11 protein-coding genes are annotated in these 12154 nt (G+C 73.7%); 2 read left to right on the forward strand and 9 right to left on the reverse strand.

The window, feature by feature from the left end:
- Positions 1–72 precede the first annotated feature (72 nt).
- Entirely contained in the window at positions 73–1218 is a 1146-nt protein-coding gene (locus AB0J67_RS09670) for a ScyD/ScyE family protein (RefSeq protein WP_363478760.1), read from the forward strand.
- Between the two features lie 101 nt (positions 1219–1319).
- Here AB0J67_RS09670 and AB0J67_RS09675 read toward each other — a convergent pair whose 3' ends face one another.
- Genes AB0J67_RS09675 through AB0J67_RS09715 form a run of 9 tightly spaced genes read right to left on the reverse strand, consistent with a single transcriptional unit; the run spans position 1320 to position 10862 of the window.
- The gene (locus AB0J67_RS09675) at positions 1320–1778 is read right to left on the reverse strand and encodes a nuclear transport factor 2 family protein (protein WP_363478763.1); all 459 of its coding nucleotides are present in this window, start codon (positions 1776–1778) and stop codon (positions 1320–1322) included.
- Between the two features lie 30 nt (positions 1779–1808).
- Complete coding sequence (locus tag AB0J67_RS09680; protein ID WP_363478766.1) at positions 1809–2648, reverse strand: cyclase family protein; 840 nt, start codon at positions 2646–2648, stop codon at positions 1809–1811.
- A gap of 57 nt (positions 2649–2705) precedes the next feature.
- Positions 2706–3974: an FAD-dependent oxidoreductase gene (locus AB0J67_RS09685; RefSeq protein WP_363478769.1), complete on the reverse strand. Its 1269-nt coding sequence runs from the start codon at positions 3972–3974 to the stop codon at positions 2706–2708.
- On the reverse strand, positions 3967–5352 hold the full coding sequence (locus AB0J67_RS09690; protein ID WP_363478772.1) for a biotin carboxylase N-terminal domain-containing protein: 1386 nt from the start codon (positions 5350–5352) through the stop codon (positions 3967–3969). The genes AB0J67_RS09685 and AB0J67_RS09690 overlap by 8 nt, the downstream gene beginning before the upstream one ends.
- A 9-nt stretch (positions 5353–5361) precedes the next feature.
- A complete protein-coding gene (locus tag AB0J67_RS09695) occupies positions 5362–5982 on the reverse strand; it encodes an acetyl-CoA carboxylase biotin carboxyl carrier protein subunit (protein ID WP_363478775.1) in 621 nt (206 codons plus the stop codon).
- Entirely contained in the window at positions 5979–7688 is a 1710-nt protein-coding gene (locus tag AB0J67_RS09700) for an acetyl-CoA carboxylase carboxyltransferase subunit alpha (RefSeq protein ID WP_363478859.1), read from the reverse strand. The genes AB0J67_RS09695 and AB0J67_RS09700 overlap by 4 nt, the downstream gene beginning before the upstream one ends.
- Positions 7689–7714: 26 nt before the next feature.
- Positions 7715–7975: an acyl carrier protein gene (locus tag AB0J67_RS09705; RefSeq protein ID WP_363478778.1), complete on the reverse strand. Its 261-nt coding sequence runs from the start codon at positions 7973–7975 to the stop codon at positions 7715–7717.
- A 33-nt stretch (positions 7976–8008) separates the two neighbouring features.
- Entirely contained in the window at positions 8009–9940 is a 1932-nt protein-coding gene (locus AB0J67_RS09710; RefSeq protein WP_363478781.1) for an AMP-binding protein, read from the reverse strand.
- The gene (locus tag AB0J67_RS09715) at positions 9933–10862 is read right to left on the reverse strand and encodes an SRPBCC family protein (RefSeq protein WP_363478784.1); all 930 of its coding nucleotides are present in this window, start codon (positions 10860–10862) and stop codon (positions 9933–9935) included. Before AB0J67_RS09715 ends, AB0J67_RS09710 begins: the two co-directional genes overlap by 8 nt.
- A 283-nt stretch (positions 10863–11145) precedes the next feature.
- On the opposite strand from AB0J67_RS09715, the gene AB0J67_RS09720 reads away from it, so the two are divergent.
- A complete protein-coding gene (locus AB0J67_RS09720; RefSeq protein ID WP_363478786.1) occupies positions 11146–12000 on the forward strand; it encodes an AfsR/SARP family transcriptional regulator in 855 nt (284 codons plus the stop codon).
- Positions 12001–12154: the final 154 nt, after the last annotated feature.

Below are 12154 nucleotides of genomic sequence, written 5' to 3' on the forward strand. Positions count from 1 at the left end.
GTCGAGCAGGGCAAATGGGGCGAAATGCGTTTTATTGGTACCGATACCTGACCCTGCCTGCCGGAGGCAACCGTGTTCGTGACCATGAAACGGCTGGCCGTAGCGTCTGCTGTGATCCTGTCCGCGCTCGCCCAGGGCACCCCGGGGGCGGCCGCCCCCGACGTGTCCGTGCTCTACACGGGCCTGAGCAACCCACGTGGCCTGGCGTTCGACTCCGACGGAGTGCTGTACGTCACCGAGGCCGGCCGGGGCGCCGACGGCGCACCGAACCCGGTCTGCCTGCCGCGTCCCCAGGGCATCGGCTGCCTGGGCGCGACGGGCTCGCTGGCCCGCCTCGACCGTGACGGCACGCTCACCCGCGTGCTGACCGGCCTGCCCTCGCTGGCCGGGCCGGACGGCACCGAGGCGATCGGCCCCGACGACATCGCCTTCAACCGCAACGGCCGCAGCCTGCTCACCGTCGGGCTGAGCGAGGCCCCGGCCACCCGGGACGGGCTGCCCGACCCCGGCCTGCAGATGGGCCGCCTGCTGTCGGTGCGCCGGGACTTCGGCGACCTGTACTCGCTGAAGCTGCGGACCGAGCGCGTCGCCGACATCGCCGGCTGGGAGGCCGCGCACAACCCCGACGGCGGTGAGCTCGACTCCAACGCCCAGTCGGTCGCCTTCGGGCCCGGCGGCGCGGCCGTCGTGGACGCCGGGGCGAACTCGCTGCTGTTCGTGACGCCCCAGGGCGAGGTGAGCACGCTCGCCACGTTCCCGGAGCGGCAGATGCCCGCGCCGCCGTCGATGAACCTGCCGGCCGGCACCATGCTGCCGATGCAGTCGGTGCCGATGGGCGTGGCCTACCGCGACGGCGCGTACTACGTCGCCGAGCTGACCGGCCGGCCCTTCACCACCGGCAGCGCCCGCATCTTCAAGGTGGTGCCCGGCCAGGAGCCCACGGTGTACGCCGAGGGCCTGACCACGGTCGTCGACATCGCGTTCGCCCCGAACGGCGATCTCTACGCGCTCGAGTTCACGCACACCTCGATGTTCGGCCCGAGCCGCGGCGTCGGCGCCCTGATGCGCGTCAAGAAGGGCGGCGGCGCCCCCGAGATGGTCCTCGACAAGGTGGACCACCCCGGCGGCATCGCCATCCGCGGCCGCAACGCCTACATCACCACCGGCTCGGTCCACCCCACCGCCGGCAAGGTCATCAAGGTCCGCCTCGCCGGCTGACCCGTCCCACGGAGCAAGATCGCGACGATCTTGCGTGAGCTGTTAGGGATATGCCCGGAAAGGGCGTGTCATCCCCACAGTCCACGCAAGATCGTCGCTTTTTAGGCGGTCGGGGCGGCGTCGGGGGTGACGTGGCGGGATTGGACCAGCCAGCCCTCGGGTTCGGCGGGGGCGGGGGTGAGGACGTCCTCGCAGAGGCAGTGGCGGTGGAGGCGGGGGGTGCCCGCCGGGTCGACGGCGATGACCATGCCGTAGCACTTGACGTGGGCGGTGCCGTCGGCGGCGGGGGTCACCCAGACCATGCCGTGCCAGTGGCGGTGGGTCTCGCCGGAGGCGGCGAGGCGGGCGTGGGTCTGCTCGACGGCGGCGGCGAGGGCTTCGCGGCCGCGGACCGGTGCGTCGAGGCCGGGGGCGGTGAAGGTGCCGTCGGGGGCGAAGGTGTCGGCCCACTCGCGGGCGCGGCCGGAGTCGAGCAGGTGCATGTGGCGGGCGTAGAACTGCTGGACGGACAGGTAGAGGGCGGAGGTGTCGGTGAGGTCGGGCAGGACGGTCGTGGCCATGTGGGTCTCCTTGGGTAGTGGCCGGTCGGGTCAGAGGATGGCTACGGCGCGGGTCCAGCCCGCTCCGGCGCCCTTGATCTTGATGGGCAGGCAGGACACGGTGAAGCCGTACGGCCGCGGCAGCGCGTCCAGGTTGGCCAGCCGCTCGATCTGGCAGAACTCGCGGTCGCGGCCGGTGAAGTGGGCCGGCCACAGCACGCCGCGGTCGCCGGTCTCGTGGAAGTTCTTGAGCATCGCGCCGAACGGGGCGTCCAGGCTGAACGCGTCCGTGCCGATGACGCGTACGCCCTTGTCCAGCAGGAAGTTCGTGGCGCTCGCGTCCAGGCCGGTGAACTCGGTGAAGTAGCGCGGGGTGCCGGCCCAGGCCGACGCGCCGGTGTGCAGCAGCACGATGTCCAGTGGCTGCACCTGGTAGCCGATGCGGGCCAGCTCCTGTTCGAGGAAGGCGGCGTCCACCGTCGGGCCGGTCGCCGGGCGCAGATCCAGGCAGACCGCGGGGCGGTGGAACCAGTCCAGCGGCATCTCGTCGATGTGCCGGGGCGTGCCGTAGCTGGCCTTACTGCCGTAGTGCGACGGCGCGTCGATGTGCGTGCCGGTGTGCGTGGTGAGCTTCAGCGTGTCGACCGACAGCAGCTCGCCGTCGGGCAGCACGGACGGGTCGAAGTCGACGCCGAAGTGGTGCTTCATCTCCTCGGCCATGTGCACCGCGCCCTGGGCGGGTGTCATGACCTCGTGGACCACCGGCTCCGGTTCCCAGGCCGCGGCGTCCACCGGCGTGGACAGGTCGATGATGCGGGGCGCCGGCGGCTGCCGGCGGGCCGCGCGGGTCGTGCCGGCGGCATGCCGGGACGGGACGGTCTGCTGTGCCATGGTGCTGCTCCTGTCGTGATCGACCGCGCCCGGCCCACCGCCGGGCGCGGGGCGGTGCTAGGCGGGCGGGGCCGGGCGGGCGGCGCCCGCGGTGGCGTAGAGGTCGCTGCGCACCCGGCAGGCCGGGTTGCCGAAGGCCACCATCCGGGTGAGCTTGTGGCCGATCGGGGTGCGGTGCACGATCGACGCCATCAGCTGCCGGCCCGCCTCGACCGCCCGGCTGGGGCTGCCGAGCATCCCCTTGGCCTGCAGGTGCTGGAACTTCAGCACCTTGCGGATGTCGGCGGTGCGCGGCGCGGTGTAGCCGGTCAGCGCCTCGGCGTTGACCGGGCCGCCCCGGCGCAGCGCCGACATCAACACCGGATGGGCCAGCACCGCGTCCTGCAGGGCCAGGTTGAGGCCCTGCGCCCCGAGCGGGCTGTGCGTGTGCGCGGCGTCGCCGATGAGCAGCAAACCGTCGCGCGCCCACTCCCGGGCCGTGCCCGCGAACACGTCGAGCAGGCTGAGGTCGGTCAGCCCGCGCACGCGCTCGTAGACGCGCCCGGCGTACTCCGGGGCGGCCTGGCAGAGCTGGTCGCGGAACTCGGTGAACGGCCGGGCCGCGAACGCCCGGTAGCCGCCGTGCGGCAGCGCCCAGCCCAGCTGCACGCCGTCCGGGTACGAGCTGTAGCTGAGCAGCATCCGCCCGCCCCCGCCCCGGATGGTCACGTCGCGCTCCGGCTCGCCCGTCGCGGGCAGCTTGAACCAGAGCAGGTCGAAGGTGAACACGTCGCGGCGGTCGTACGGGATGCCGGACAGCTGCCGGGTCTTGGAGTAGCGCCCGTCCGCGCCGACCACGCAGCGCGACCGGATGGTGCGCACGCCCCGGGGCCCGGTGACGACCGCGCCGCGCACCGCGCCGCCGTCGCGCACCAGGTCGGTCACCCGGGTGCCGGCCAGGTAGCGGAAGGCGGGCTCACGCCGGCACGCGGCCAGCAGCTCCTCCAGGATGTGCTGCTGCGGCACGCTGAGCATGTAGTTGTACGGCCCCGGCAGCGCCTTGTAGTCCACGCCGAGGATCGGCCTGCCACCGCTGAGCAGCTGGAACCGGTCGTGTACCCGGCTGCCCCGGTTGCGGGCCGCCTGCAGCACGCCCAGCTCCTCCAGCACGGCCAGGCCGCCCGGTTGCAGGATCTCCCCGCGGAACGCCCGTTCGAAGCTCGACGACTTCTCCACCACCGTCACGTCGACGCCGGAGCGGGCGAGCAGCAGCGCGAGCGCCAGCCCCGCCGGCCCGCCGCCGATCACGCAGACATCGGTGAGGACGTCGCTGTCCCTGTCAGCCAATGGATGCCTCCTCGGTCAGACCTCGCGCCCGGCTGTCCGTGATGGCGGTGACCAGCGAGGTGTCATGGGTGCCCGCGATGAAGCGCGGGTGGTCGAGCACCGCGAGCAGGAAGTCGCGGTTGGTGGCCAGGCCCGGCCCGGCGGCGTGGAACTCGCCGAGCGCGCGCCGCATGCGCTCCAGCGCCTGCGGCCGGTCCGGCCCCCACACCACGACCTTCGCCAGCAGCGGGTCGTACGCCGGGGACACCCGGCCGCCGGAGTAGGCGTCGGTGTCGACGCGGACGAACGGGCCGGCGGGCAGCCGCAGCTCGGTGATCCGGCCCGGCGACGGCACGAAGCCGCGCGCCGGGTCCTCCGCGTTGACCCGGCACTCGATCGCCGCGCCCCGCGCCTGCAGCCCGTCCTGGCGCAGCCCGAGCCGCTCCCCCGCGGCGACCAGCAGCTGCTCGCGGACCAGGTCCACGCCGTGGGTCAGCTCGGTGACCGGGTGCTCGACCTGGATCCGGCAGTTGACCTCCATGAAGTGGAAGCCGCCGTCGCCGTCGACGAGGAACTCGAAGGTGCCCGCCCCGACGTACCCGGCCGCGAGCGCGCCGCGCAGCGCCGCCTCGCCCATCCGCCGGACCAGGTCGTCCGGCAGTCCCGGCGCCGGGGTCTCCTCGATGATCTTCTGGCGGCGCCGCTGCGCCGAGCAGTCGCGCAGGCCCAGGTACACGCCGTCGCCGTACTGATCGCAGAGGATCTGCACCTCGACGTGGCGCGCCGCCGGCAGGTAGCGCTCCAGGTAGAGCCGGTCGTCGCCGAACAGCGACTGGGCCGCCGAGCGCACCTCGCGGAACTGTCTGACCAGGTCGGACGGCTCGGTGACGACCTGCATGCCGCGGCCGCCGCCGCCCGCGACGGCCTTGACGATGACCGGGTAGCCGATCTCGCCGGCCAGCCGGGCGGCCGCGTCCGGGCAGCCCACCGGCCCGTCGCTGCCGGGCAGCATGGGCAGCCCGGCCGCGGCCATCGCGGCGCGCGCGGCGGCCTTGTCGCCCAGCTGCTCGATCACCGGCGCCGGCGGGCCGACGAAGGTGATCCCCAGCGACTCGCAGGCCTCGGCGAAGTCCGGCACCTCGGAGAGGAAGCCGTACCCGGGGTGGACCGCGTCCGCGCCGGTGCGCCGGGCCGCCTCCAGGATCGCCGACATGTTCAGGTAGCTGGCGCGGGCCGGACCCGGCCCGATGCACACCGCCTCGTCGGCCATGCGCACCACCGGAGCGTCACGGTCCTCGGTGGAGTACACGGCGACCACCCGCAGCCCCAGCTCACGGCAGGTACGGGCGACGCGCAGCGCGATCTCGCCCCGGTTGGCGATCAGCACGGTGGTGAACACGGCGGCCCCCTAGTGCCCGGTCGCCGGGGCGATGGTGAGCAGCCGGTCGCCGTACTCCACCGACGTGCCGTCGGTGACGTGCACGGCGACGACCCGGCCGTCGTGCTCCGCCTCGACCGGGATCATCAGCTTCATCACCTCGATGATCGCGACCTGCTGGCCGCGCCGGACGTGGTCGCCCTCGGTGACGAACGGCGCCGTGCCCGGCTCCGGCGAGCGGTAGAAGGTGCCGACGGTGCTGGCGCAGACGTCGAACCCGTTCGCGGCCGGTGCGGGCGCCGCCGCCACCGCGGCCACCGCGGCCGCACCGCCCGAGGCCGCCTCGGCGGCCACCACCACGGCGGGCGCGGCCTGCGGCACGGTCAGCCCGGACAGGGCCGCGTGCTGGGGCGCGGGCGGTTGCTCGTCCGTCCACTCCAGCTCGACCAGCACCTCGCCCGCCCGGATGCGCAGCGCGCTGGGCCGCCGGTCCACGCTGGACAGCAGGCGCTGGGCGCTGCGGCGTACGTCGTCGAGGTCGTCGGCCACGGTGCGGGCCGGCTCGGCGAGCGCGGACGGCAGCGGGCAGGTGTCGGCGGTGTCCACCGGGACGGGTGGCACGCGCAGGGAAGGATCCAACAGACCGGTCACCGGAAACCTCCTTCGGTCGGGATCAGCTCGGCCTGCTCCGCACTGCGGGAGCTGCCGAACCTCCGGAATCGGGCACGCCGCTGCGCGACCAGGCGGGTCTGGTCCAGCCCCGCGAGATCGACCAGCTCGGCGTGTACGGCGGCACGCAGCGCGGCGGCCGCGGCGGCATGGTCGGCCTCGGCGCCACCCGGCGGTTCCGGGATCACCGCCTCGACCACGCCCAGTTCCAGCAGGGAGCGCGCGTCCACGCGCAGCGCCTGCGCGGCGGCGGGCGCCGCGGCGGCGTCGCGCCACAGGATCGCCGCGCAGCCCTCGGGGCTGATGACGGTGTAGACCCCGTGCTCCATGATCAGTACGCGGTCGGCGACCGCGATGCCGAGGGCTCCGCCGCTGCACCCCTCACCGGTGATCACGGTGACCACCGGGACGGGCAGCCCGCCCATCAGCCGCAGGTTCTCCGCGATGGCGGTGGCCTGCCCCTGCTCCTCGGCGTCCACACCCGGGTACGCCCCCGGCGTGTCCACCAGCGTCACCACCGGCAGCCCCCACTTCGCGGCCAGGCGCAGCAGCCGGGCCGCCTTGCGGTAGCCGGCCGGGCGGGGCATGCCGTAGTTGCGGGCGGCGAGCTCGCGGGTGTTGTGGCCCTTCTCGTGGCCGATCACGACCAGCGGCGTGCCGCCCAGCCGGCCGACCCCGCCGATGATCGCGGGGCAGTCGCCGCCCACCCGGTCGCCGCGCAGCTCCTCGAAGTCGTCGAGGATCATGCTGAAGTAGTCCGAGGTGGTGGGCCGGTTCACGTTGCGGGCCCGGCGCACCGCCTCCCACGCGGGCCGCTCCGGCAGCAGCGCCGGATCGCGGATCACCGTGCTGGCCCCGCCCTCGATGGGGGCGGGCGGCACGGCGTCGCGGCGGCTGCCGACCGACAGCAGCCGGCCGATGCGGTGGCGCAGCGCCGGCCGCGGGCAGATCAGGTCGAGGAAGCCGCGTTCCAGCAGGAACTCGGCGGTCTGGAAGCCCGCGGGCAGCTCCTGGCGGATGGTCTGCTTGATGACCCGGGGCCCGGCGAAGCCGAGCCGCGCGCCGGGCTCGGCGACCACGACGTCGCCGAGCATCGCGAACGAGGCCGCCACCCCGCCGTACGTGGGGTCGGTGACCAGGCAGACCGTCGGCAGTCCCGCCTCGTCGAGCTGGTGCAGCGCCTGCGCGGTCTTCGCCATCTGCATCAGGCCGATGACGCCCTCCTGCATGCGCACCCCGCCCGAGGCGGTCACCAGCAGCAGCGGCAGCCGCTGCGCCAGCGCCGTCTCCGCCGCGACGGTGATCAGCTCGCCGACCGCGCCGGACAGGCTGCCGCCCATGAACCGGAAGTCCATGACGGCGGCGATCGCCGGCGTGCCGGTCATCCGCAGCCTGCAGCAGACGACCGCCTCGGGCAGCCCGGTGGCGTGCCGGGCGTCGGCGACGCGCTGCGGGTACGGCTTGTCGTCGACGAACCGCAGCGGGTCGGCGGTGTCCGCGCCGAGGTCGAGCAGCTCCACGGAGCCGGGGTCGGCGAGCAGCTCCAGCCGCTCGTACGCGGTCAGCGGCCGGCCGTGCCCGCACTGCGGGCAGATGCCGTGGCTGCGGGCCAGCCGCTTGCCGTACACGACCGCCTGGCACCGGCCGCAGGACACCCACTGCGCCGCCGGCCCGGCCGGACCGGGCAGCTCGCCCGGTCCGGCCTCCCTTCCGGTCACGACAGGGCTCCGGCCCTGGTGGAGCTGACCAGGTCGATCAGCTGTCCAGGTGTGCTCACCGCCAGCACCGCGTCGTCGGGCAGGCGGATGCTCAGGTCCCGCTGCAGCCGTGCGGTGGCCTCCAGCAGCGCCAGGGAGTCATACCCCAGGTCGGCGAAGCTGGTTTCGGCGATGTCCCCGTCCAGGTCCACTCTCTCGTCCGCCCCGGCGACATCGCGCAGGATGCGACGCACGTCCTCGATGGTGAAGTCGGTCATTTCGCGCTCCCTTCCATTTCGGCATAAGCGCGCTCATCGCGCGGCGGCGGCGGGGGCGTGCTCGCCCACCGCGTCGAACAGGTCGTGCTCCGGCACGGCCAGTCCGGCGAGCTTGGTGACCTGCTCGCGGAAGCCAGGGGACTGCACGGCCTTGGCGTGCGCGGCGGCGTCGGCCCACTGCGCGGTCTCGATGAAGACCTCCGGCTGGCGGCGCGAGCGGTAGAGCTGGCGGCCGATGAAGCCCGGCTGGGCCTGCATGTACGCCGAGATCTCGTCGAGCACCTGCTCGAACCGGTCGATGTCGCCGTTGACGGTGAGCTTGTTGATGAACGTGACCATGTGGTCGCTCCTTCCTGACGCGGCACGGTGCCGCTCGTGAACATGGGTGCGCACGTCCCGGCGGCGGGCTTTGCCGTTGGGCGAGCGCGGGATCTCCCGGACCAGCTCGATACCGTGCAGGTGCTGGTACTCGGGCAGGCCGGCGTTGACGAACTCGGTGATCTGCTCCGGGGCGACGTCCTCGTCGTCGGTGACGACCAGCGCGTACGCGACCGCGCCCCGGTACTCGTGCGGCATGTCGACGACCATGCAGTCGGTGACGGCCGGGTGGCGCATGATCACGCGCTCCAGCTCGACCGGCGAGACCAGCCAGTTGTCGCACTTGAAGACGTCCTTGAGCCGGTCGACGAGGAAGAGCGTGCCCTCGTCGTCGAGGCGGCCCACGTCCCCGGTGTCGAACCAGCCCTCGGCGTCGAACGGGCGGGTGATCCCATCCGGCGTGAGGTAGCCCGCCATCAGCTGCGGGCCGCGCACCTGCACCTCGCCGGGCGTGCCCGCGGGCTGCGGCTGCCGGGTGTCCAGGTCGACGACCCGGCACTCGGTGGCGGCGACCGGCCGGCCCACCGAACCCGCCGACGGCCGGTCGATCCGGTCGCAGTGGGTCAGCGGCGAGGTCTCGGCCAGCCCGTACCCCTGCACGACCGGCACCCCCAGCCCGGCGCACAGCCGGGCCGCGGCGGCCGGCGCCAGCGCCGACCCGCCGGACAGCACGGCCCGCACACCCGGCATGTGCCAGGTGGGCAGCCGCGGGTCGGCGGCCATCCGGGCCAGCCGCACGGGCAGGCTGTAGAAGTGCGTGGCACCCGAGCGGACCGCCGTCGCGACGGCGTGCGTCGGGTCGGCGTCGGCGCACAGCACCTGGGTCGCGGCGGCGAACACCGCCGAGTTCAGGTGCATCGGGTGGTACGTCGGCAGGTGGTTGAGCGTCACCGCGTCCGGGCCGAGGCCGTGCACCCCGGCGACCTGGGCCGCGTTGTAGACCACGTTGCGGTGGGTGAGCAGCACCGCCTTCGGCCGCCCGGTGGTGCCGCTGGTGAACTGCAGCACCGCGACGTCGTCCGGGTCGGTCGCGGCCGACGGGAACCGCACCGCGTGCGCCGCCCTGCCACCGGCGGGCACGCAGTGCTCACCGGGCCGGTCCAGGTAGTACACGTGCGCGAGCCGGGGCAGGTCGAGCCGGATGCGCTGCAGCTTGTCCGCCATGTCGGCGACCGCGACGAGCACCTGCACCCCGGCGGAGTCCAGCGCGTACGCCAGCTCCTCCTCGCCCTGCAGCGGGTTGACCACCGCGCAGACGTGGCCCGCCCGCACCGTGCCGTAGTAGGCGACGGCGAACGCGGGGTGCAGCGCGGCGGCCACGCCGACCACCGCGCCGGGCAGGCCGGGCGGGCGGTCCGCGCCGCTGCCGGAGGGCAGCAGCGCGGACAGCTTCGCGGCGAACGCGTCGGCGGCCGCGTCGAGCTCGCCGAACGTCATCGCGCGGGACCCGGTCTGGATCGCGCTGCGGTGCGGCGCGATCGCGGCGGCCCGGCGCAGCAGCCCGTCGAGCGTGCCGCCCGCACGGGCGAGCACGTCGGCGAGCTCCCGCTCGGCGTCCGCGACGGATCCGGGGGCGGTGCTAGGCACGGGCCGGCTCCTCGGCGTACGCCTGCGCGTGGCGCAACGTCTGCAGGGAGTTGGTGCTGAGCACCCGGCGCAGGTAGCGGCGCGCGTCGGCGACCGTGGTGCCGTCGCCGAGCAGGTTCAGCGCGGACGGCTTGATGGTGGCGGTGTGCCGCGCGGTGACCGTGACACCCTCGGGCGTCTGCTCGAAGTGCCAGTGTCCGGTGTGCGCGTCGAGCAGCTTCGGCAGCCCGATCTGCTTATAGATGATCTTGTGCGGGAGGCAGATCCGCACCGACCGGGTGGTGTGCGCGCGACCCTCGGGGGTGACCGTGTCCATGTCGAAGAACTGCACGCCCGGCTGCTCCTCGGTCATCTTCAGCGCGGTCACGTGCGGCACCCGCTCGGGCCACTTGTCGGCCGCGTACAGGAACTCGTAGATCTGCTGCGGCTGCCCGGCGATGAACAGCGGGTCTTCGAACTCGATGACCAGCTGCTCCAGCTCGTCCCACTGCTCGGCCAGGCCCTTGACCTTCTCCACCAGGGCGGCGGAGCCGTCGAGCTGCGCGGCGGCGGCGTCCGCGCCCTCGGCGCCCGGCGCCGCGGTGACCGTCACGATCAGCTCCGCCTCGCAGGCGTGCTGGCCCTGCGGCGTGAACGTCCATTCCGAACGCACCGACTGCAGCGGTGCGGCGCAGTCGGTCTGCTCGGTGACGACCCGCAGGTGCTGCCGGTCGACCGTGCGGCGGGTGGTCCACTGGCGTACGCCCTCGCCCTCCAGGGCCCACCAGCGCACCTGACCGCCGTCGGGGTCCGGCTCGGCGTGCACGCCGTCGGGGAAGAACTGCGGCCAGTTCCGCAGATCGTTGACGATCTCGAAGGCGACCTCGGCGGAGGCGGCCACCTCCGCGCGTTGCGTCTCGGTGTAGACCTTGTTCTTGGACATCGGCGCTCCTCAAGCGGGCCGGGTGCTGGATTTCGGCCGCACGCGTTCCTCCGCGGCGAGCCGTCTGCCAAGAACCGTCTCAGCCGGCGACTTGAGAACCGGTCGAAAGTGACTTGAATGCCCAGGTCAAGCCGCCACGCCGCGATCAAGGGCCACCCCGGGGCGGTCACCGGGAGATCATCACCAATTCCGGCGAAAGGGGCAGATGACCCCTCGCGAGCACTAATAGTGGTGGAGGCGGCATTCGCATACGGCGAGCGCGTCTGCCACTTCGGGGGTGCACATGGAATACCGGGTACTCGGCCCGCTGGACGTGCGCTGCGGCGCCGCCCGCGGCGACCTCACCGCACCCAAGCCCCGCAAGGTGCTGGCGCTGCTGCTGATCCACGCCAACCGCGTGGTGCCGGTCGACTCGCTGGCCACCGAGCTGTGGGACGACGAACCGCCGGCCAGCGCGCTGACCACGCTGCAGACGTACATCCTGCAGATCCGGCGCATGCTCGCCCGGGTCTGCGGCATGGACCCGGCACAGGTGGCCCGCGAGCTGCTGGTCACCCACGCCGACGGCTACCAGCTGCGGCTGGACGGCGGCCGGCTGGACCTGCACGAGTACGAGCGGCTGGCCGACCAGGGCCGGCTGGCCCTGCTCTGCGGCGACCACGCGCACGCGTCCCGCCTGCTCACCGCCGCACTGGAGGTGTGGCAGGGCGCGGCGCTGGTCGACGTGCGCCTCGGCCCGGTGCTGCGGGTCGAGGCGGCGCGGCTGGAGGAGGCGCGGCTGGCCACCTGGAAGCAGCGCGTCGACGCCGACCTCGGCCTCGGCCGCCACCGCGAGATCCTGGGCGAGCTGGGCTGCCTCGCCGCCCGCCACCCGCTGCACGAGGACCTGCAGGCCCAGTTCATGATCGCGCTGTACCGGGCGGGCCGGCGCACCGACGCGCTGGAGGCGTTCCGCAGGCTGCGCGAGGTGCTCATCGGCGAGCTCGGCCTGGAACCCTCCCGGCGCATCCAGCGGGTCCAGCACGCGATCCTCACCGGCGACCCGGTGCTGGACACCGCGTCCGCCCTGGACACCGCGTGGACGTACGAGCCCGCCTCGCATGTGGGAGAGCTGGTCGCGGCCGGCCTGGCCGCCTGACCGCGGCCGCGCCGCCGGCCGCTTCGCCCCGCGCACCGAGCCGCGGGCGGATAGGCCGCCGGCCGCTTTGCTCTGCTTACTAATACGCACGTGCGTATTAGTAAGCAGAGCAAAGCCGCACGACACCATCCCCAGCCGCCGTCGCCCGGCGGCC

The sequence above is a fragment of the Catellatospora sp. NPDC049609 genome (assembly GCF_040675365.1).
Taxonomy (GTDB): Bacteria; Actinomycetota; Actinomycetes; order Mycobacteriales; family Micromonosporaceae; genus Catellatospora.